Source organism: Ruegeria lacuscaerulensis (genome assembly GCF_013031245.1).
In the GTDB taxonomy this organism is placed as follows: domain Bacteria; phylum Pseudomonadota; class Alphaproteobacteria; order Rhodobacterales; family Rhodobacteraceae; genus Ruegeria; species Ruegeria lacuscaerulensis_C.
This window is the reverse complement of record NZ_WPZL01000005.1, coordinates 273,383-295,156: the sequence shown is the minus strand read 5'-3', so window position 1 is coordinate 295,156 and position 21,774 is coordinate 273,383. Positions and strand designations below refer to the sequence as shown.

The window sequence follows — 21,774 nt, the reverse complement described above, 5'->3', positions numbered from 1 at the left end:
GCCGAAGTCGCCGAACTCTGCGCCCGCTTCCCGATCTACCCGAACCTGTAAGACGGCAGGTTTTCAACGGCTTGAGCGGCGCCCATCGGGCGCCGTTCTTTTTTTCCCGAAGGTCAGATCAGACCCTGCCAGCGTAAAAAGATCAGAAGCAACACAGCCAGTGCCAGCAGGTTAAAAGCCAGCCCGCCCAGCATCCCCAAAAACCAACCCCAGCGCCGGTCAGCAAGATTGATGCGGCTCAGATGGGCCTGAACATCTTCGGAAGCCTGAATAAGCTTCGGAGTGTCCAGCACCAGCCTCAGCTTGGGGTGGGCTGCCATCTGCTCGGCGTTGGCCAACATCATCGCTTGTTTATAGATCCGCCGCGGCAGTCTGCGTTTGGCTTTACGTACCGAGGCCGTCAGCGTTTTGTCACGCACACCCAGTTTCTTGCGTAGCAACTGGACCGTTTGCGCGATCTGGCTCTGGATATCTGTGTTTTCCGACATGGCGCGGCCTCCTGACGGGCCAATTTAACCGCAGTGTTCGGGGGCGACAATGGGGCTGGTCGTTTCAAACCACGGCAGGTATCACGTCAGCATGCTGAACACGATCATATATGGCGAGCCAACCGCAAACCCTCCTCTGCTGATCGCGCACGGGCTTTATGGCTCGGCCCGAAATTGGGGGGTCATTGCCCGGCGTCTGGCTGATGAACGGCAGGTTGTGGCCGTGGATATGCGAAACCACGCCAACAGCATGTGGACTGATCAGCACAGGTATCCTGATCTGGCCAATGATCTTGCTGAAGTGATCGAACATTTCGGCGGTCAAGCGGATGTGGTCGGGCATTCGATGGGAGGCAAGGCGGCCATGACGCTCGCTCTGCAACATGGCGATCTGGTGCGAAAGCTGGTGGTGGCTGACATTGCGCCCGTCACCTACACCCACAGCCAGATCCAGTTCATTGAAGCAATGCGTGCGGTTGATCTGGCCAGGGTTGAAAGACGTTCGGACGCGGCACAGCAATTGGCGGATCAGGGCGTTGAGAAAGCATTGCAGAGCTTTTTCACGCAATCGCTTGATATCAAGGGGCAACGCTGGCTTCTTAACCTCGATGTCCTTGCCGCCGAGATGCCAAAGATCATGGGTTTTCCGGATTTTGACGCATCTTGGGACGGCCCGGCGCTGTTCCTGTCGGGCGGGGACTCGGACTATGTCCTGCCCGAGCATCGCTCCATAATCCGTGACCTGTTTCCTGCCGCACGATTTGCAAGGATACCCGGCGCGGGCCACTGGCTGCACGCTGAGAAACCACGTGAGTTCGAGGCTGCTGTCAGAACTTTTTTGAACGCCTGAAGGGGCCGAATGCAGCCGCTAGGGGGTGGTAATCTCTCCGCCTCCGTTCGCCCAATCAGCCAATCCTCCGACGTTATAGACCCGATCATATCCCATATCTTTCAGCAACTTACCTGCCAGAGCGGCGCGCCCGCCGCCCCCACAATACAGAACGATCGGGCGGTCCTTCCGAAGCTCGGGATCATGTGATTGCAGGGAATCGTCGGCACGAAACTCAAGCATGCCACGCGGTATGTGGTACGCTCCGGCGGCCCTGCCCGATTTTTGCAGTTCATCCGCATCGCGGACGTCAAGCAGCAAACCGCCCTGCCCCAGCATCCCTTTGGCCGCGTCCGTATCGATACGTTCGACGACCGCATTTGCGGCTTCCATCATTTCTTTTACGGTCAACGGCATGAACAGCTCTCCCGGCGAATTTCACCGGATGCTAACAGGCAAAAACTGGAAGGTGTAGACTGACCGCCAGGTCCGCCTGATTATTGTTCGCGGAAAGCGCGAGACATACTGTCGGTCACAGGCTTTGCGATATAGGCGGCAAAGGTCCGTTCTTCCGTTTGGATCATAATCTCCGCTGGCATGCCCGGTGTCGGGATGAACCCCCGCACGCGATCAATTTCCTCAGGTTCCAGAGAGATGCGGGCAAGATAAACCTCTTGCGGGGCACCGCCGGTTTCCTCAATCAGAGAGTCAGCTGAGAGATAGAACACCTCTCCGTTCAGCACCGGTGTCGTCCGCTGGTTCAGCGCCACCAGACGCACGGTCGCCATTTGCCCGGTTACAACGCTGTCGATTTCGGTGCGTGGGATTTGCGCCTCAATGATAAGCGGTGCGTCAGCGGGCAGAATCTCAGCAATGGGCTCACCAGTTTCGATCACACCACCCGGCGTATGATAGTGCAATCGGACCACGGTACCCGATACCGGGGCGCGCACAACAGCACGATCAAGAACGCTGCGCGCTTGCCGCGCTTTTTCCCGGACGCTTTCCAGATCGGCGGCAATGACGCTTAATTCATCCAACGCAGCCTCACGATAGGCGGCCCGCGTACGCGTGATCTGCTCTTCATATTTCAGCAGCATCTGGCTGATCTCAGCGGCCTCGGCAGTTAACCGGGCGTGCTGGCCTTCGGCTTCGGCCTGAACGCGGCGGATCGTGTTCAACTCACCCTTGCGCACCAGACCTTTTTTAAACAGGGATTCCTTGGTCTCATACTCTTCCTGCAGGATTTCCGCGCGCCGTGTCATACTATCAAGCTGAGCTTCGAAACCGCTGGATCGGATTTTCAATGCTTCCATATTCCGTTCCAACAGAGCGATATCATTCAGCAATGTCTTGCGGGACAAATCAAAGCTGATCTTCTGCCCGTCCAGGATCGACATCACTTCAACATCATCCGAGGCCTCAATCAGGTTCGGGGAAAACTCAAGCCGTTGCAATTCATCGTATTCGGCGTTCAGACGTTCGGACATGGCCTGCAGGCGGATCTTGCGGATGAATAACTCGCGCTCGTTCGCTTCCGCTGAAGTTTGGTCAAGAGTCATGAGGACCTGACCCTCTTCAACAGCCTGACCTTCGACGACTTTGATGTCCTCGATAATACCGCCTTCCAGGTGCTGCACGATCTTGTTGCGACCGGTGGCTACAAAACTGCCTTGCGCAATCACCGCGGCGGCCAGCGGCGCGCTGAAAGACCAGACGCCAAATCCGCCAAAGCAGATAACCAGCATGAAAAATCCAATGACAACCAGTCGATTGATCGAGCGCGGAACCTCGGCATACCAAACGGTCGGATCGTTGGGATCATTGTTAACGGGTACAAGTTCGTTCATGCCAAGTCCCCCTTATTGGTTCTGTATGCCGGGCTGATTGTTGCGCGACGCGTTCAACTGCTGCAGAACCTGTTCACGATGGCCAAACAGCGCCACGCGGCCATCCGTCAGCAGCATGATTTTATCGACCACGTTCAACAGCGTTGGTTTCTGGGTGATCACGACAACTGTAATCTTGCTTTCCCTGGCCTGTGCAATAGCGCGGGACAGAGCCTGGTCGCCCGCGACGTCCAGATTCGAGTTCGGCTCGTCCAGAACCACCATTCGCGGATTGCCAAAGAACGCACGCGCCAAGGCAATACGCTGCTTTTGCCCGCCGGACAGAGGCGAACCATCGGCGGCTACCACAGTCTCATAGCCTTGCGGCAGTGTCGCAATCATGTTGTGCACGTCGGCCAGAACGGCAGCATCGTGGATCTGTTCGTCGGTCGCATCCGAACGCATCCGGCCGATGTTGTCCTTTATTGTGCCCGGGAACAGTTGCACGTCCTGCGGCAGATATCCGATGCTTTCGCCAAACTGCCGCGGATCCCAGTTGCGGATGTCCATCAGGTCCAATCGGACACTGCCCGACGTTGGCAGAACCGATCCCACCAGCGTCTTACCCAGCGTGGTCTTGCCCGCGCCAGAGTTTCCGATGATCGCCAGCGTCTCACCCGGGTTCATTGAAAAGCTGATTCCGTTCAACACAACGCGCTTGGTGCCACCAGGAACATAGAGCAAGCGCTCTACGTCCAGACGGCCCTCGGGGCGCGGCAGGCGAAGCTTTTCGTATTGCAATGCCGAATTCGACAGCAATTGATTGATCCGGCCATAAGCGGCGCGCGTCAGCAGGAAGCTGTTCCACCCTTCGATCGAACCTTCGATCGGGGCGAATGCCCGGCCTGCGATGATCGAGGCGGCAATGACCATTCCGCCTGTGATCTGACCCTGGAGCGCCAGAAACGCGCCCCAACCAAGGATGCAGATTTGCGTCAGCAAACGGACCGCCCGTGATATCGCAGCGAAGATCACGTTCCGGTCCTGCGCGCGAACCTGCCAGGTCAGAGATTGCGCAGTGTCACGACCCCAGATCCGGACCGCCTCGGGGATCATGGCCAGAGCATTGATGATCTGACTGTTGCGCGCCATTGAATCCAAATGCTGGTTCGCCATCGATTGTGCCTTATTCGCCTCGGCAAATGGCTTGGACGTCATCCGCTGGTTGATCAGGGCAATGGTCATCAACAGCAGCGCAGTCACGATCACGATCATCCCAAGCTGCGGATGAACGAGAAAGATCATCAGAATGAACAGCGGTGCGAAGGGCACGTCCAAAAACGAAATCAACGTGCCGGAAACCAGAAATCCGCGCACCTGCTGCAGATCGCCCAGTGTCTGATATTCACGTCCGGTGCCATGCAATGAGGCATGGGCGGCAGCGCTTAGAACCGGCGCACCAAGGCGCGCCGCAACCTCAACCGCGGTGCGCATCAACATGAACCGTCGCACTGCGTCAAAGGCCGACTGAAAGATCACTGCGCCCGCGACGATGGTCGTCAGCATGATAAGCGTATCCAGTGACCGGCTGGTCAGCACCCGGTCGCTGATCTGGAACAGATAGATCGGGATCGCCAGAATAAGGATGTTCGTTGCACAGGTCAGAACAAGCACAAAGGCCAGATTGCGATAGATCGCCCGCAGCGAGGTTCTCAGCGTCTTCTGAAAGTCCTCGGGCGGGGTCCGTTTGTGAAATGTCTGGGGTGGCCCCTTTCCGTCACCGCCGCCCGTGTTGCTACGCAGCAGTGGTTGGTTCGCCTTGGCCTCGATAGTGGTGCCCATGCGATCACCGCCATTCGAGCGTGACGCGGGGGGTGAACGGTCGCTCGTCTTATCGACGGTTTCAGGATCGGGGCTGTCGGCGTCGGCCACCCCAGCACCGCTGCCCTGTTGGTCATTGTCTTCATCAGGCTGCGGTGGCTGGCGCCGGGGGGAAGGTCCGGCGCGCAGGTGCGGTCCCTCATTTACTTGTTCATGCGCGGACTCTGGTTTCACGGTTCGGTCTGCGCCCGTTCCGTCCTGTGCGGTAGCTTCCCGCTTGTCGTCTTTTGGGTCGCGCACCCGCAACTCCTCGCAAAGGCGTAGTCCCGGTGTCTTATTTTTTTTGCCTTCATCAGCGCGATTGGATGGCGCCTTTGAAGCAGCGCCACCGTTGCGATCCAATGGACTGGCGCAACGTCTAGGGCGCAACGGAAATACAATTGTCATGTTAAAACTTTCGGGTCACTCGTAACAAACAGGGTTACTACGCTATCATAGATTGCATGCCGTCGTCGATACTTGCCGATTCCGAGGGTGTCAGCTTGGTCTGACCCGGAGCGTTTTCAGAATTGCCCGGTGCGTCAACTTCCTCCATCAGAAGCGCTACGGCTTCATTGACAAGCTCTCCGTTATCGTCTTCCGGCCCGTCAATCAGACTTGCCTGATGCAACAAGAGGTCGGAATACTCTCCCTCCTGCGCCATAACGACAGAATCCACGCCCATTTTGTTGATACTGGCCGAGTTCAGAATGGCGTTGCCACCCCCCAGAGCCGATGCCTCTGCGCCTTTGGATCCATTAACGTATATATCGTCCTGATCCTGCAACATGGTGATCTGTTCAATAACGTTAACCTGCAACAAATCCCCATCTATTTTGAGCACACGGACCAATTCTGCACCAGCAAACGCCGGGTCGTTAAGCAGAGCATCCTCCAGCGCGTCGGTGTCAACCTTCTGCAGGGACACGGTGTCGGCGAGATTTTCACTCAGTTCCTGATGGGTGTCTTCACCATTTGTCGTCAGCGAGACCTCATTCATGACCAGGTTGTCGTCTGTATCGCTGGGCACCACGCCGGACATCACGTCGTCATCCAACAAAACGATGGTCTGGGACACGATATCGACCGAGATCATGTCACCGCCGACAATGATCACATCGTAATAGCTGCCCAACTGAAGGATATCAGTCACGTTGACCAGGACGTTTTCGCCCATGGTGTACGCAGTGGAGGAGGCCGTGATATCGGTGTGAATCTGGTCGATATCAGTGGCGTCGATCACCTGCTCGATGAAATTGGAAACAATGAGATCGCCGGATATCCAGTCGATAGCTACAATCGTGTCCTGACCAGGTTCCGCGACGTTGTCCTGCACCCACGGCGCTTCGCTGGCTTTAACATCGATCAGCGAGGACTGAATAACATTCGTATCGCTCTGCGCGCCGGAATCGCCTTCGTCATTATCTGAAACAACGGCGACCTGACTCACAACCGTCAGGTTCACGGCTTTTCCGCCTACGATAAAATTGGGTGCGTCAACCCAGCCGACATTCACCGCAACCTCGTTGATCGCCAGATTGGCACCTGTGACCATTGAATGACCGTCTTCGAAATCGGGGTCTTCGGATTGGTCCCATTCCGCAGGCATTGGATCGGGGGTGTCGTCCTCTGTGTCATCATCCGGCTGATGATGCTCCGGAAGCAATTCGCTCCAGACCGGCATTTCATCAAGATATTCTCCGTTCACGATCACGCCCATCGCATCCTCGCCATGGAACTGATGCACGGTGGCACCTTCGACTTCGGCGTTTTGCGGGGACAGCATCTGTTCGATGAGCGTCTCGATCACCTCGTCCGTCTGGTAATCCGAAATATTGATTGGCAACTCGGACAGCGCATGCATCGACATCGCTGTGTTTAGCATCGCTTCGCCCTGTTCCATTAGGACTTCGACATCGCGGAAATCACCTTCGCCGATCGTGTCGTTGTCACTCAGATTCAGGGTCTGGAATGTATATGTTACAGCTGATCCGATAATTTCAAGCTCAATCTCTGGTAGCAACTGAACAGCGTTCAATTGAACGGACAGCGACGGCGCTCCGATCGCTTCCGTTTCAGGGAAATTGAATTCCGGACTAACTGGAGAACTCAGGAAAACCGGTGCATCCCCGGTTGATCCTGGAAGCGCTGGCGCCGGTGGCATGCTCACCTGCGCAGCTGCAAAACTGTAACCTGACGCCTCGTATTCACCTGGGTCAAGTTGCAGGTTCGCCTTGATTTGAATGCGTGTGGGATCTTCCAGGTCTTCCAGCTCGGCTTTGCGTCTTAATGCGACGAATTCTTCGTACTGATCCCGCAGACGCGCCTGCTCGGAAATAAGTTCAAAGGCTCCAACAAAATGTGCAATTTGTTCAGTAATACTGTCGAGCGACATGTCGGTATCCTTTCCCCGCCCCGGCCTAAAATTTCCGGCTTGGGTTAAGTTGGGCCGAGGCCACCTGTCGCGGCCCCGGCATTGTTTTTAAATGGTCAGAGCCCGCCAAAGCGGGCTCTGTTAGAATTTACGCGTCGGTATCATCGCTGGCGTAGCTCGAGGACATCGAACCACCAACCATCGTCGTATCGACATTGTTGCCCAGTACGTTGGCACCCATGACGATCGTCTGGTTGAAGGCCGAAGTATCGACCACCGCAGCGGCAGATGCGTAGGATTCACCGGTTACAATGCCGTCACCGCCATTGTTCGAGCCCCACTCGCCAGCGTTACCGCCGTCACCGCCTTTACCGGAGTTTGCCCCGCTGGCGGCTCCACCTGTGGTGTCTCCACCATAGGTCTTGCCAGCCATGGCAGTGCCGTCCGCTTTGCCGGTGGTACCACCGGTCGCCTGCGCGGCGCCGCCGCCGCCACCGAAGCCTGAATCGGCCATGCCCGTCGCACTGCCGGTTCCGGTCGACGTCGCATCGTTGTCGGAGTTCGCGGCGCCGCCATAGCCCGAGATTGCATGGGCTAGGCTGTCTGCCGAACCGTCGACGTCCGCTTCAGAGAAGACGTCTACCGCGCCACCAGCACCAGCAGTATTGGTCGCATCAGCAGAACCTGTGCCAGAACCATCAGAAGTTGCGTCCTGATCGATTGCACCGCCGCCGCCGCCGACGCCATCAGCCATCGCCGTACCGGTTCCGGTGCCGTCAGCACTACCGTCAGTGGTATTGGTTCCGCCAGCACCAGCCATGGAATCCGCTGTCTGGTCGCCTACGCCCTGAGCGTCCGCGTCCGCATCAGCGTCTGCATCCGCGTCACCGCCGTCGCCCGAACCGCCAGTGCCCGCGCCGCCGGTTCCACCGCCAGTGTTGTTCTCATTCACGCCGTTGCCGCCAGTACCGTCGCCGCCGTCACCGCCACCGGCTGCCAGCTCTTCGATGAGCTCAGGACCGCCAGCGCCACCGGCACCGCCTGTACCCGCGCCGCCGGTTGCGTCATTGTTGTCACCGTCGCCGCCGTCGGCATTGCCGCCGTCACCTTTACCGCCGTCGCCGCTTGCGTCGCTACCGGCAAGGCTACCAGCAAGGCTGCCAGCAAGGCCAAGACCCAAGTTGCCAGCACCACTGTTGCCACCGTCAGCACCGTCAGCCGATGAGTCGTTTGCAGCCAGACCGGTACCTTTGGCGTCGGCGTCAGAGTCGTTGTCGCCGCCTTCCGACTTGCCATCGTTGCCAGCACCCGACAAACCCAGTCCAAGGCCAAGACCGATCGAACCGGCGTTGCCACCATCGGCACCATAACCATCGGCATCCGAGTCCGACTTACCGTCGTTATCTGCATCGGAATCGGCTTTGGCGTGACCACCATCACCACCCGTGCTGTCGCCGTCGGCATATGCGTCAGACTTACCTACGCCCAGACCCAATGTCGCGGCGTCACCTGAGTTTCCACCGTTTCCGCCATCTGCGTCGGCGTCGGCGTCACCAGAGTAACCACCTTCAGCATACGAGCTGCCGCCCTTGGTATACGAACCCGCATCACCACCGTTGACAGTGCCACCGTTGCCTGAAATGCCACCATCTGAATGTGATCCGATGCCTTCAGAAGCTTCGGCAGTCCCACCGTATGCGTCACCATTCTGCTCGAAATAGCCAGTGTTGGACACACTTGCGCTACCCAGGTAATCGTCGTCCTGCAGGCTGGCAACTTGGTTATTGAAGGACGCCATGTCGTTGCCACGGCCATTCAGTGAAACATCCAGGTTCAAGTCATCGCCCGGATCGTAATCGAAGTCATTTCCAACGGTAATGACGTCGTCGACCGTACCACCTTTGCTCACGTCAACATCAACATGATCATCGTCGCGGGGAATCCATTCACCGCCACCGAAGTCAATATTCACAGCGTTCGAGTTGTCGTTATTGCCGTTGGTCTGGTCCTGATACTGGTCCTGATCCTGGTCCTGTTTCTGGTCCTGATCCTGTTCTTGTTCCTGTTCGTTTTCGTTTTCGACAACAGTTTCCTGATCTTGCTCCTGCTTCTGGTCTTGCTCGTTTTCGTTGTCTACGCTGTTATCGTTGGTTTGCTCTTGCTCATTGAGGTTAGCATCGATTTCAGCTTCTTCGACAGTAACTTGGGCCTCTACATCAACATAGGCGTCATCGACGTTTACTTCACCAATGGCAGTAATATCATTGTGCGGTTGTTGGCGTCTATCCATAACAATTTCCACTTATCAGGGCGCCTGACCGTCATTCATCTACAAAACGGCTACTGGCGCGATTGAAACAAAATACAAAGCACCCAGGCGCAAAACCGCGCTTGCATGCGTCTTCGTCATGAATTCGTCGTCACCCCCCTTTCCCGGCTTAGCCGAAGCTGCGACCGCTTTATTGAAACTCGCGCTAATTCGCGATTCGCGGGCACGTCAGGAACAGAAGCTTCTCAAATTGAAGCAGACCCATGGTTGCAGCAGGAAGGCGTTCTGAATAGCTAATCTAAAGCATTAGTTTAGGTACTATATTGTTTTAAAATGATAATTTGTAACATTAACCCAAAATTAACGCATTCAAGCGCGAAAAAAATCGTGTTGCCCGGCCAACCGGAGAAAACCCTTATTTTCCTCTACTTTTACGGGAACAACGGTCAGCGACTAGCCAAAAGTTCTAGTACCAATCGGCTAGACAACACGAATTGTTGATGAAAATTAGTCTTTCAGCTATAGTCCGGTAAGACTAAAATTTAATTTACGTTATCAAGTGTCGTTTACGATTTCGCCGCAGATTTCGCGGCGTGGGTTTATAGGGGGAAGTTATGAGCAATCCGTTGCAGGATAGTGTTGCCCGAATAGATGTTTGTCCTGAAGAGTTCTCGATCAACTTCATTGGCAAAGAACTATTCTACTCAAATCAAACGTTGCAAAGCGTTCAAATCGGATTTGGTGTCGCGGCGCACAGATACGAAGATATTGCCGATCTTAAATCGACCGGCGCTCCGGCTTCGTTGGCGGGCAAAGTGGTTGTCGTTGATCAGATAATGCTGGATGATCTTCTCGCCCGGCCAGACGTATATACTGAAGCCGCGGGAGACGGCTGCCTCGCCTTTGCATACCGCAAGGAAGATTCAGCCCGTGTTCTGTTTGAACACTGGGATCGAAAACAATTCGGATATATCGGCTACCTGCCAATGAACGTCGCGCCAGATGTGTGGCGTTCCATTTTGCGGCTTCTTATGCACGAAGAGCTTTACCTGCCCAGTTTCCTGGCAGATTGCGTCTCCGCCGCGCAGAACCAGAACAAGCCTTGTCTTGTGAGCGATACGACGGTCCAAAAGCCGCTAAAGGCGACCAAAGCCCCTCACCCCATTTTTTCCAAGCTGACACGTCGGGAAAAACAAGTTCTGCACTTGGTCTCAAGAGGGCAAAGCAACAAGATCATCGCCTCGAACCTTGGCATCACTGAGCACACGGTAAAGCTGCACATGCACAATGTTGTGGGCAAAATCGGCGTCAGTAACCGAACCGCGGCTGCGCAGTTCTATTTTGAAGTGGCATCCGAAGAAGCGCTCGGCCAGGCTGTTGACTGAGAAACTCGAAAACCGCTTCGACCGGCTGATCTTACTGGTTGGCAGGCTGAACTACATGTGGACCAACACAGAAAGCCTGTTGATCCACCTGATTGCCGGTCTGAGTGGAACGAACAAAGATGTCGCGGTGATCATCTTCTTGACACTGAACACGACACGCGCGCGGATCGACCTGGTAGAGCGGTTGGCCAAGATGGACGGCCGCCCTGCAGAGATACGCGATCCCATTCTGGAACACACCCAGCACCTGAGCAAACTTTCCGCTATTCGAAACAGGTACAATCACTGCATTTATTCTTTCGACGCGGAAAGCGGAAACCCAAAAACCATTCTGATGCGTATCGCGGATCGAAAAACTGACATTAAACTTGGGCGCGAAGACACCGTTGATGAAAATGCCATTCAGGAGATCGAGAGTGTCGTCGCGGAACTATCAACTGCGAACCGAGATATCTGGCGCCTGATCGGCCAGCTGGGTTTTCCAATCTGAAGTTGATGATGGTGCGGATGGCGGGGATCGAACCCGCAAGTCCTAGGACGAGGGATTTTAAGTCCCTTGCGTTTACCAGTTTCGCCACATCCGCACGGATACCGACCAATTCGGCCGGTGGCTTCTGGGACTATTACTGCCAAGCAAACTGATTGAAAAGGCAGTAAGTTGATCATCGCTCGGATCTTTGGGATTCGATGTCCGTCGGACAAGAGAGTTTCAATTCGGGCAACACGGGGCTTAAACGCCATGCGGTTAGAATGACGCGACTTACCTGCCGCACGGCTTCAGGTCAGATCAAGTTCGAACAGATGCCAGACTTGTTTTCTTTGCGGAAACAAGAGGGGTTTGGGAGCCAAAACTACTACGGAATTATATCGCGCCCACACGGATTCAAACGCGATTAAAAACAACAACTTAAAGAGAAGATACAGTTCATTACGGTTTGCGTCCATTTGCCCGAATGTTGAAACCTGACCATTGAGGTGCCGTAATGTTCTGTTTCTTGAAAAACACTAGTTTCGTCTGTCTGACGTCAGCGCCAATGGGACAGTTTAAGAGATTTGATAAACGAGGGATTCTGGCTCGTCGTTACTGCCAGTTAGCGGAGACGAGAAGTAAACCCCGGGCCAAGCAGAGTCACTGTGTGAAGGTGGTTTTGGACATTCGGAGTTTGCATTGAAAAAGCAAGGTGTAGAACAACTCGAACCCTCGTGTTTCGGGCACCTAAGTCCTCTGCTTGCATGCCGAGAAAAAGCTCCCCAACAAAAACTCATCACCGGAGTCATTGAACAGATCAGATTGAATCGGCCCCGAAGGGATAACCGGCCAAATTCCGGCACCAATGTCGGGGACAGGCGCGCTTTCGGGCGTCGAATCATTCAACGTTTGTGAGTAGCTCTGTGGATTCGCAGCGGCGGTAAGAACCCCGACCAAGGTTTCCAACAGACCAATTGACAACCGAGTGTTTCACAATGACAACCGTCGCCTCTTTCACGCCTGTCCAGTCCTCGCGATCGATCGAGGGGATCGCCTGTGTTGTGGCCGGTATGTGGCTTTTTGTTGGGCAAGACATGCTCATTAAGGAGCTTCTGGGTGCTCAGCCACTTTGGATGCTGATATTTGCCCGGGCCTGTGTCTCGGTCGCAATCCTTGTGCCACTGATTACCTGCCTGGGCGAGAAGCACCGGTTCTTTACGCCTCTATGGCCGATTCACTTTGTGCGGGCCGCTCTTTTTACCGGCGGCTTTGCGATGTTCTACGCTGCGTTTCCCTTTATGGGCCTTGCGGAAGTCTCGACGATTTTTTTCTCTGCGCCTCTTTTCACGGCGGTGTTGGCCGCGCTGTTTCTGGGTGAGCGAATGGGACGGCATCGGATCGGGGCGTTGATCGTCGGCTTCGCGGGCGTTTTGATTGCCATGGCGCCGGGGCATGGCAGCTTTCAATGGGTGGCTGTGTTACCTCTTTTTTGCGCGTTGTTTTATGCAGCTTCTATGGTTCTTACGCGGCGTGTGGGCGACGGCGAAAGTAGCCTGACCATGAGCCTGTGGACCATCGGGTTTTCGGGAATGCTGATTTGGCCGATTGGCTGGTTGGTAAATACGCTGGTGCCTATTGGACCAGAGTTCCATCACTTGCGGTTTGAGTTCGTGATGCCCGAAGGGACACAATTGGTGAAATTGGCGCTTTTGGGCTTGGTGGGGATGGTTGGGTACATTTTACTGAATCGCGCATATCAAGTGGCCAGCGCCAGCCTGATTGCGCCCTTCGACTATTCGTATCTGCCTTTCGCTGCAGTGGCTGCCTGGCTTTTCTGGGGCGAGGTGCCGGAACTACGCACCTTGGCCGGTATGACGCTGATCGTCGGCGCCGGATTGTATCTTGGCTATCGCGAACTCCGCGCGACTCGACGAGCCAAAGTACCTGCGCCTGTAGCCGAAACCGTGTTCGCAACTGGCTTCCCGGCGATAGGGGAAGAAGCCGAAGACATCCGACCACGAGACCCAAGTGGGATCAGTAATCGAGCCTAACCAGTAGCGCGACCGACCCAAAGCGCACCAATCCCATTTGAATCGGATGCTGCGCCCGATATCCGGGCCTGATGAGACCATTCTCCGCCGCGATATCGGAACGAAGGCCGTGCCCTCGAGTTTCTCGCTACGCGGGAACGGGGTGCGATCATATGGTGACTGCAACCAAACGTATTACGTCATTGACGGTTGAGGCAGAAGCAATTGCCCCGTTGAAATACTTTGTATCCTACGTATCAGTTGTGGCCGCAGCAGTATTTTTGAGGGTGTCTCCGAGATCCGACAAATGAATTGGGCGGAAGTCACCAACCACTTCAGTGTCGACCAATAATCTTTCGGTCCATACTTCGATTGCATCGCTGCTGAGTTCTCAAATTCGTGAGCGTCATTCCGTGGACCCAACCAGCACTTGGGGTTAGCATCAGTAATCACACAGCACGAAGGGAGACACACATGTCGAATTTCACCAATACCACCGCCGCTCGCGGAGTCGTGGCGCTTGTAATCTGCTGTTTCGCGGCGACCGCACAGGCGCAATCGGGAAGCGAAGAGATGTCTTTCTTCATCACCAGTGTGGGCAAAGGGGACGGTGCCAATCTAGGCGGGCTCGAAGGCGCGGATGCTCATTGCAATGCGCTTGCTTCGGCCGCTGGTTCCTCCAAAACCTTTGCTGCCTACCTGAGCACCTCCATGAGCATTGACCGCAGCACCGACCCGATGACAATCACCAATGGCATTTCTGCACGCGATCGGATCGGATCGGGCCCCTGGCATAATGCCAGTGGAGAGCTCATCGCAAACAATCTCGAAGACCTGCACAGTGACGGCGTGAATATTAACCTGCAGACCGCGCTCGACGAAAACGGCAATCCCGTCAACGGGCGTGGCAGCCAGCCGAACAAACATGACATTCTGACTGGCACCGATTCCGCCGGATATTTCTCGACAGCAGGCGGCGATACGACATGCGGCAACTGGACCTCGAATAGTGAGGACGGATCCGCGATTGTCGGGCACCATGACCGTGTAGGGCTCAACGATGCCAGAAACATGGTGTCCTGGAACTCATCGCACGGCTCGCGCGGTTGCGGCGAGGAGCATCTGCCGCGTTCTGGTGGGGCAGGCCTGTTTTATTGCTTCGCAACGGACTGACTAGGCGGCCAGGGTAAGCGCGCCACCCGATTTGCGTCTTGTATTGCCGGGACAGATTTAGAAACCACGTTCCGGAAGCGGACCGATAAACACGCTGTGTGACTGGTCGCTTTCTGCCGTTGCAGCATCATTCGTTTACCCTCCGAATGAAACCCAAGATTTACCATCACGCTCGTCGCTAAGTATTCGACAAGCTGCGGATCGATTGTGCTTTACTCGCGGTAACTGCACAGCTCGCAACAATGCAGATTCCGAACTGCATTTTATCCACAGGACGCGCAGCCTTAGAGTTATGGGCACAGCCCGTTAAATAATAACAAAGTCCAGGAATTAATATCACAATCACGAACTGATTTTACTCAATTTGTTGAGGCGAATGTCCAGTAAATTAAAACCCAGCCACATTCAAAGGAGGCTTCTTAGATCTCGACAAAAGTGGGACATCGCATCAGAGAAGAAATTTACTTGCGTATCGTTTAATTTCGGATCTCGAATAGACGTTGTTGGAATAAGACGTGTCTTTGAATATTCGATCGTATGATTCTTCGTCAATTTTATAAGATGCAACGAAATTTCTATAAATTGAGGCATACCACTTCTCTGAACCTATATTTCTTTTCTTGAACCCATCTTGAATTTCCATTTCCGGAAAATAGTTGAAAAAGGCCGCACCGAAATCATCAAACCTTTCAAGTTTGTAGCCGAAGATCTCCAATTTTTTGGATGCTGCAGTGAAACCCCAGTCATTGTCACGAAGTTGAGTGCGATCTACCCCGACACTTTCCAGAAAGTTCTCGAACCACGGATTAACCACTGATTCTAAATGCGGTATCATCTTTTGATTGAAGGCATCAATTAACTCCGAAGTGGACAAATTCAACACATCAGCCTTGTCTCCCAGAAACCAATGGCTCTGTTGATTGTCTATATTGTGGAAGAAGGCGCTAATTGTCCTGGCAAGAGGTTCTCTGAATCCTGTTATCACAACAAGCTTGCACTCTGCGTTGCTAATGATGCGCCGCGCTTCAGCATGGCTATGTGTATGATAGGACACAAACTTGGAGTCCAATAGGGTATGGTATATTGTTTTCGAGCCGACCTTCCCCATTTGATAGATAAGAAAATTCATTTCCTCAGCACTTTCCCCGCTATCCTTTCCCCTATATTCGGGTGTTTTTAGAAATTGAAAAATTCGTTTCTTCAAAATTCAGCCTTTATTTGCAGTGCTTTTATCGAACAAAACCAGTTTATTCCTTGAACTTGGTTTGAGTGAAGAAGTGCGTTCTGAGCCTCCCCACCCCGAATTCACCAGAACTGGTGTGTCAAGGCACGAGCCAGCGATGTCGTGTATACGCTTCGCGGAAAGAACAGTAAATGTGTTGCAGGACTCCCGTTGCCGACCTTCCAGAGCTAGTCCTTGGGAAAGGTGCCTAAATAGTCTTCAAGCAATGCACCTGGTTCAAGCTTGTCCCAGTTTTGAACAAGCGCATACAAGCCCTGTTTGCGAAACTCGTCCAGCTTCGCTTTCGCGTCCTTCGCCGAAAAGTGGTGTTTTGCAATGACTTCGCGCTCGAGCGCGGTGGGATCAGGAATTCGCTGCACCAGTTTATGTGGCACGAGATCAATGGTTATCTGCTCTCGCGTACATACTCCGCGCAAAGTCTCTGTCCAGCACGGGAAAGTGCTGTTGCGGAACCTCAACCGGTAATCCGGAGTATCTGATCGGTCCCAGACCGTTTCAGCGGAAAGCAGTAATTCGTTAACAGAGGCCTGATCATCCTTTGTGTGTTCAACATGCTCTGCAAGTTTTCTGAGAAACTGACTGCCACCAGCTCCGGGGTTCACCCGAAACAGGCCGCAACAAAGAACAAACCCAAGTTTTTCGTGGACAGAAGCCGGATGAATAGTTCCTTGTGAAAAGATTAGATCCGCTCCGCTTCCAAACCCGTTGAGCAGTGGATCAGCCAACCAGATGCAATCACTGTCCGTGTGAACAATCGACCGCCCCTCTTCGACCAAGTCGGCCAGGATGCGCAGCCGAAGAGCCCAGAGATTCTCAAAAGAACCATCCCAATTGACCGATTCAACTCCGAGCCCGGCAGCTTTGGCGAAGTCCTCTGTCTCGCGATCAAGACAATAGATACAGATATCGAAGTTTCCGACACGGCATGCAAATGCCAGCCAGTTTGCAAGAACCGGAATGTAGCGTTTGTCGACGAAAGTGACGACCAGTGGGTTACCATCAGACTGCGAATATGGCATCTAAAACCTCGATTGAGGGAAGGTAAACATATGATCTCGCACAAACATCGTTGCCTCTTTGTCCATGTTCCCAAGACGGCTGGCAAGAGCGTCCTCGATCTTTTTGGTTTGCCTGTGCTTGGTGCCGATTACGATGGGTCCAAAGATTGGATAGAAGACCCCTACGGGCACATACCTGTGCATTCATACGAGAAGCGAAAATGGTTCAAGTCCTATTATAAGTTTGCGATAGTTCGGCATCCGCTTGACCGGTTGGTCTCAGCCTTCCACTTCCTTGACAAAGGTGGCTTGAATGAAGGCGACCGAGCCTTCGCGAAAGAGCATCTTTCGCCCTACAACGGCGACTTTCAGAAATTCGTGACCGAGGGCTTGGAAAGCGCGAAAGTCTATCCCCACTTTCGCCCTCAATCAGACTGGCTTTGCAAACGGTGGGGTCGTACCGATTTGGACTATGTCGGCAAGTTCGAAACGCTTGAAGAAAGCATGAGTGAAATTGCTGGCCAAATCGGGCTGGAATACTCTGGCATGAGGCGCCTCAACACCTCCACTCGGGCTGAATGGCCTACATATTTTGATCGACGCACGCGAAAAGCAGCGATCAAAGTCTATCGCAAGGATTTTTGGTGCTTCAACTACCGCTCAAAAGTGAGTTAACTCAGTAAGTTGTAGCCTCGACGTTTCTAAAACTCATATCCGAAAAGTTTGATGTCTTTCTCATAGAGCCGCCCGACAATGCGTCGCGACTCTGAGTCGTATTGGTCTCTGTAGTTTGCACCGCGTTCGGTTGCCCTTTGCAGATGCAGCTTGCCCAACTCTGGCAAATTCAACCTTTCGGCAACTTTGGCCAGACCCTGGTCCCGGTCCTCGAAGCGCACGATTTGGTCCACTAAAACCGTGTTATCTTTATCGAGCAAGAAGTCAGACGCGCCGTACCGATGCCCGTGAAACTTGAAGCCGGGAGTGTTTTCATCTGCTTTCTCCAGCGCATGAAGAAACTGGGCAAAGCTCCATTCCATAGGAATATTTTCACTTCTCTGCAAATAGTTGAATAGCGAGAAACACCGATCCCACGGATTGCGTACAACCGAAAAGGTGAAGACAGAATCCCAAACTTCTTCACCCAGAAACGAGCGCATTACATGGGCGGGCACATGATCGAGGAACAACTGTTCAAGGGCTTCGTCCTGTTCAAAGAGATTGCTCTTGCCGTATGCCGGCCCAAAATGTCGCCCCAACTCTGTCCGAATGGAACTTGAGGAGGTACGAGGTATATCCACGAACCAGACGCCAGACTTTTTGATTGCCGCCCGAACGGCCTCTGCGGCCTCCTCCGATATTTCCATGCCCATTATTTGTAGCGTCGCGTCAGTTGGCTCGCTTGAATCCTGGATTTCAACTTCGGGTTCTTCGGGCACAGGGGTATTGACCGGGCGTGTATCAGACTTCCCAAAAATATTTCGCAGAATTCCCCTAACGCCCATATCCCGACCCCCTGTTTCCACTTGTTTTGTTTGCAATCCAGATAGGTTTTGACGGCCTATTTCAGAACCAAGCTTCCAAGGCCCCTCTTCGACTCGTGCATGTGAGCCAGAGCAAATAACTCGTGTCAAGCTCAGACAACAGAAGCCTCGGCGTTTACAATTTCTGATGCCACTACATGCACTAGCGCCTTGTCACAATAGGTCTGGCGCAACCCCTGTCTGCGGCTCCGTGACAATCTATGAGTCCTTTAGCAGAACCAAATGTTGTGTCACATCTGGATAGCCGGACGCGGACGGCCAAAGCACGTAATCTGCAAGATTAGGCAGTTTGGTCCATCCGGAAATAACGTCCTTGGCCCTGCGACAAAGATCAATTAACTCGGCGTCAAAAGTTACACGTAACTGACCATCGCCGCCGGAGCCATCGCGGGCTCGTCCAATCGGGCTCGGCCATTCCACGAAGTCACCTGGTTCGAGATCATCGACATGGACAATGAAGTACAACGTGGGCATTGAAGGCCAGTGCCGCTGGGATGTTCCGGTCAGACCGCAGGAATCGTCAAACAACAGGTGACGGTAGCCCTTTTTTTGTGCCTCCAGAATTCGCTGCGCGGTGTTGATATGGTCATCAAAGTAGACCAGCGCTTCGGCTCCATGGGTGTTCCTTGGCGCGGCTTTGCTGAAATCCTCTTCAACCAAGGTTGCGCTCACATGATCCGGAAAACCCGGCAGCGCCAGATTGTTTGGATTTGGGTCAAAGCCATGAATCTTTCGAAGTCGCGAATTACTTAGCGCAGCAAGAAGCGATGATCCGCGGTAATACCCGGATTCCAAGTAATGCTGCGGGGCCAATAGGTCATGCAGGATACAAAGGCCAAGGAAACTCCATGGTGGCACGCCGCCTGGGCGAAGAAGACGATACTTTTCGGCAGCGGCAAACGATTCTTCTAACCGGCGAAAGGTATCCTCATCAAAAGTGTGACGAGAGACGTCAACTCCCAGGGATGAAAGCGTTTCCTGCAGTTCCAGAAAGGCCTTTTCATAACCATGTCGTCGAATGTTATCACTGACTGCGTATCGACCTTCGTCTTCCTTTGTTCGAACGACGATGTCTGAATATTCCATTCCCGCCAAAAATATTCTCCGTTTTGAAAGACCGTTGCCGTTCCTTTGGCCAGTTTGAGCGCGCATCTATCGGAAATCGAAACTTGCGCAATCAGCTCTAAATTTTTCAACCTCTCCGACGTTTTACGTGTTTCTTCCACAAGCGATAGGGTACTCTCCAAATACTGGCCTCTCGTTTTGCGATTATCCGGTCGTACTCTTGGGCTTTACCTTCGTTCAAAACTCGCAGTTTTTCTTTTTCAACTTCCTGCGCCTTTCTTACAGCTTCCTGCTCTTTTCGTGCAGCTTCTTGCGCCTTTCTGGCCGCTTCTTGCGCCTTTCTGGCCGCTTCTTGCTCAGCTTCCATAGCCTTTTGTTCAGCAATCTCTTGCTGATAATCATTCAGGCGTTCCGGGACTTTTCTGGAAGCTAAGTATAATAAGCTAAAAGATGTTTCAGGTCGCTGACTCCTTCGGAATTCACCTCCGTTTCCACCAAACTCGAGGGTTGGAGTATGGAGATTATCACTTTGCAAAAGAGTTCTGTGGCGCTCGATCCTTTCGGACCGCCCAACTATACTGTCGATTTCGCGAGTGTAACCTTCCCGACCTTGACTCAGTTGTCCGTTGACTCGCGAAAAACGTCCAGTCGCCATATTGTTTAACTGATACAAAGGTGCATGAGCCGCCATTAGACGCCAAAGGTTCCAGTCTCCTGCGAAACGCAACTCGCCGAAGGCTTGAGTCTTGTCCACTGAATCCCAAAGCCATCGCCTGAAGAAGGTACCTTCTTGTTGAACAGTCGGCGCCAGCAAACCATCAGCGACACCATTTGCTATAATTTCTCGAGGTAACGGCGCAGCCCATAATGGGGTGGGGCAACCATCAAGATGAGCGGTATTGTGCATGCCGGTAAACCACGCAACTTCGCGCTTTTCAAACTGCTCATCCAACGTTGCGGCCAGAGCGCATGCGCCGGGCAATAGGATGTCGTCGTAGTTTATCCATGTCAAAAACGCGTCAGCGGGTGCGTCACCAAAGACGTTAAATCCTTTTTCCAGAGCATCGTACATGGATGCGTCTTTTTCTGAAGAAAACGAAAACTCTATGTCACAGCAAGATATTGGAATTGAGCGGTTTTTAACTCGCTTCTTCCATGCTTCCAGTGATTCAACCGTGCCGTCGTTGGAACCCCCATCCTGTACATGATAGCGGATACGAAAAGCACCGGATTGGGATAGCACACTTTGTATACAACGGTCTATGAATGTCGCGCCGTTGAAAACGGGAGTAACGATGTAAACTGTTTGCATCGGGCGATTCTGCTGGGGGTCTTTTTCAATTTAATGGGCTGTTCCGAATTACACGGGTTCTCGGCGTTCCTATGTATCACCATGTTAGCGTGTTACAAGCTCAAGTGAAGCGAAAGATCGTCTGGTGGAGTTTGATCCTCGCCTACTGAAGTGGTCCACCGGGTGTTATCACGTTAACCGCTGTTCGGTTACCCATGATGGAATTTGGACGTAGGTGACTGTCGCCTCGTTAGAATCCGGTTCGATCTCGACCAGGACACCCGCCGCTGCTACGGTCGAGCCGTCTTTGAAATTGATGGGTTTCACATATCCGGGGACGCGCGCAATCAGGGCGACACGGATCACCGCCTCGACCCTGCCAGTGAACACTTCAGATAACGATACTGGCTTCATTTCTGCCGCCGTCACGGTCACTTTGGCCTACGTTTGGCTTTGCCGTGCCATGACAATGGAAGGTGTCAGACCGGAGTGCAGAAACAATGCGGCGACTAACAGCCTTACTGGCAAGGTTCATCCTCCTGTGAAATTTTGACAGTATGCGCTTTGATTACACGATAACGTAATGCAGTTGAAATTCCAGTAACTGACTTTGAGTGTCTTGCCCGCCACTTCAACCAGGTGATAGTTGGCGCGGGTAAAGCAATACTGTTTTGTCTCGCTCTGCCGTCTTTCACATTTCAAAATTGTTGCGCGTTTCATCAGGACCCGGTTTGACGGATTGCATCGTAGAATCGAGATGTAGTAGCCGTCGGCAGGTGTGTGCCGGATCCGAGGTCCGGGATGCGCCTAACCTGTGAGTTCGATTTTCTCGCTGCGTGAGCTCGCTGCGGGAAACTTTCTTCGAATATGCAGCTTTCGGTTCTGCCTGGCAGCGTGAGTATCGGCCAATGCTGCAGAGTACAGCGAAGT

The 21,774-nt window shown here is 53.5% G+C and carries 18 protein-coding genes and 1 tRNA gene; 6 read left to right on the top strand and 13 right to left on the bottom strand.

Annotation, left to right across the window (positions count from 1 at the left end; genetic code table 11):
- Positions 1-113: 113 nt before the first annotated feature.
- Positions 114-488: a hypothetical protein gene (locus tag GOX66_RS09640; RefSeq protein ID WP_170761998.1), complete on the bottom strand. Its 375-nt coding sequence runs from the start codon at positions 486-488 to the stop codon at positions 114-116.
- Positions 489-537: 49 nt separating this feature from the next.
- Between GOX66_RS09640 and GOX66_RS09635 the strand changes: the two genes are divergently transcribed.
- Complete coding sequence (locus GOX66_RS09635; RefSeq protein WP_237212547.1) at positions 538-1,338, top strand: alpha/beta fold hydrolase; 801 nt, start codon at positions 538-540, stop codon at positions 1,336-1,338.
- An 18-nt stretch (positions 1,339-1,356) separates the two neighbouring features.
- Here GOX66_RS09635 and GOX66_RS09630 read toward each other — a convergent pair whose 3' ends face one another.
- The 5 genes from GOX66_RS09630 to GOX66_RS09610 all read right to left on the bottom strand — a co-directional run bounded on the left by GOX66_RS09630 (position 1,357) and on the right by GOX66_RS09610 (position 9,670).
- Positions 1,357-1,734 (bottom strand): rhodanese-like domain-containing protein, encoded by a 378-nt coding sequence (locus GOX66_RS09630; protein WP_170761996.1) that lies wholly within the window; start codon positions 1,732-1,734, stop codon positions 1,357-1,359.
- Positions 1,735-1,814: 80 nt separating this feature from the next.
- Positions 1,815-3,167, bottom strand: a complete 1,353-nt coding sequence (locus GOX66_RS09625; RefSeq protein ID WP_170761994.1) for an HlyD family type I secretion periplasmic adaptor subunit — start codon at positions 3,165-3,167, stop codon at positions 1,815-1,817.
- Between the two features lie 12 nt (positions 3,168-3,179).
- Positions 3,180-5,267 carry a type I secretion system permease/ATPase gene (locus tag GOX66_RS09620; RefSeq protein WP_419555554.1) on the bottom strand — a complete coding sequence of 696 codons (2,088 nt, stop codon included), beginning with the start codon at positions 5,265-5,267 and terminating at the stop codon, positions 3,180-3,182.
- 184 nt (positions 5,268-5,451) lie between these two features.
- Positions 5,452-7,401, bottom strand: coding sequence for a type I secretion protein (locus GOX66_RS09615; protein ID WP_170761990.1), 1,950 nt, complete (start codon positions 7,399-7,401; stop codon positions 5,452-5,454).
- A 127-nt stretch (positions 7,402-7,528) separates the two neighbouring features.
- Positions 7,529-9,670, bottom strand: coding sequence for a hypothetical protein (locus GOX66_RS09610; protein ID WP_170761988.1), 2,142 nt, complete (start codon positions 9,668-9,670; stop codon positions 7,529-7,531).
- Positions 9,671-10,263: 593 nt separating this feature from the next.
- Between GOX66_RS09610 and GOX66_RS09605 the strand changes: the two genes are divergently transcribed.
- Together GOX66_RS09605 and GOX66_RS09600 are read left to right on the top strand one after the other, a co-directional pair.
- On the top strand, positions 10,264-11,034 hold the full coding sequence (locus GOX66_RS09605; protein WP_170761986.1) for a helix-turn-helix transcriptional regulator: 771 nt from the start codon (positions 10,264-10,266) through the stop codon (positions 11,032-11,034).
- Positions 11,027-11,524, top strand: coding sequence for a hypothetical protein (locus GOX66_RS09600; RefSeq protein ID WP_170761984.1), 498 nt, complete (start codon positions 11,027-11,029; stop codon positions 11,522-11,524). Before GOX66_RS09605 ends, GOX66_RS09600 begins: the two co-directional genes overlap by 8 nt.
- Before the next feature lie 9 nt (positions 11,525-11,533).
- Here GOX66_RS09600 and GOX66_RS09595 read toward each other — a convergent pair.
- Positions 11,534-11,618 (bottom strand) — tRNA-Leu (locus GOX66_RS09595).
- An 880-nt stretch (positions 11,619-12,498) separates the two neighbouring features.
- Between GOX66_RS09595 and GOX66_RS09590 the strand changes: the two genes are divergently transcribed.
- Positions 12,499-13,554 carry a DMT family transporter gene (locus GOX66_RS09590; protein ID WP_170761982.1) on the top strand — a complete coding sequence of 352 codons (1,056 nt, stop codon included), beginning with the start codon at positions 12,499-12,501 and terminating at the stop codon, positions 13,552-13,554.
- Positions 13,555-14,007: 453 nt separating this feature from the next.
- On the top strand, positions 14,008-14,706 hold the full coding sequence (locus tag GOX66_RS09585; RefSeq protein WP_170761980.1) for a hypothetical protein: 699 nt from the start codon (positions 14,008-14,010) through the stop codon (positions 14,704-14,706).
- A gap of 448 nt (positions 14,707-15,154) precedes the next feature.
- On the opposite strand, the gene GOX66_RS09580 is transcribed toward GOX66_RS09585, so the two are convergent.
- Positions 15,155-15,910, bottom strand: coding sequence for a hypothetical protein (locus tag GOX66_RS09580; RefSeq protein WP_170761978.1), 756 nt, complete (start codon positions 15,908-15,910; stop codon positions 15,155-15,157).
- Positions 15,911-16,116: 206 nt separating this feature from the next.
- The gene (locus GOX66_RS09575) at positions 16,117-16,968 is read right to left on the bottom strand and encodes a putative nucleotide-diphospho-sugar transferase (RefSeq protein WP_170761976.1); all 852 of its coding nucleotides are present in this window, start codon (positions 16,966-16,968) and stop codon (positions 16,117-16,119) included.
- A gap of 30 nt (positions 16,969-16,998) precedes the next feature.
- On the opposite strand from GOX66_RS09575, the gene GOX66_RS09570 reads away from it, so the two are divergent.
- Positions 16,999-17,622 carry a sulfotransferase family 2 domain-containing protein gene (locus tag GOX66_RS09570; protein ID WP_170761974.1) on the top strand — a complete coding sequence of 208 codons (624 nt, stop codon included), beginning with the start codon at positions 16,999-17,001 and terminating at the stop codon, positions 17,620-17,622.
- A gap of 26 nt (positions 17,623-17,648) precedes the next feature.
- Here the strand turns inward: GOX66_RS09570 and GOX66_RS09565 are convergent, their stop codons facing one another.
- From GOX66_RS09565 to GOX66_RS09550, 4 genes are all read right to left on the bottom strand, one after another.
- On the bottom strand, positions 17,649-18,449 hold the full coding sequence (locus GOX66_RS09565) for a sulfotransferase family 2 domain-containing protein (RefSeq protein WP_170761972.1): 801 nt from the start codon (positions 18,447-18,449) through the stop codon (positions 17,649-17,651).
- Between the two features lie 237 nt (positions 18,450-18,686).
- A complete protein-coding gene (locus GOX66_RS09560; RefSeq protein WP_170761970.1) occupies positions 18,687-19,583 on the bottom strand; it encodes a hypothetical protein in 897 nt (298 codons plus the stop codon).
- Positions 19,584-19,680: 97 nt separating this feature from the next.
- The gene (locus GOX66_RS09555) at positions 19,681-20,865 is read right to left on the bottom strand and encodes a glycosyltransferase (RefSeq protein ID WP_170761968.1); all 1,185 of its coding nucleotides are present in this window, start codon (positions 20,863-20,865) and stop codon (positions 19,681-19,683) included.
- 168 nt (positions 20,866-21,033) lie between these two features.
- Positions 21,034-21,258, bottom strand: coding sequence for a hypothetical protein (locus tag GOX66_RS09550; RefSeq protein ID WP_170761966.1), 225 nt, complete (start codon positions 21,256-21,258; stop codon positions 21,034-21,036).
- Positions 21,259-21,774: the final 516 nt, after the last annotated feature.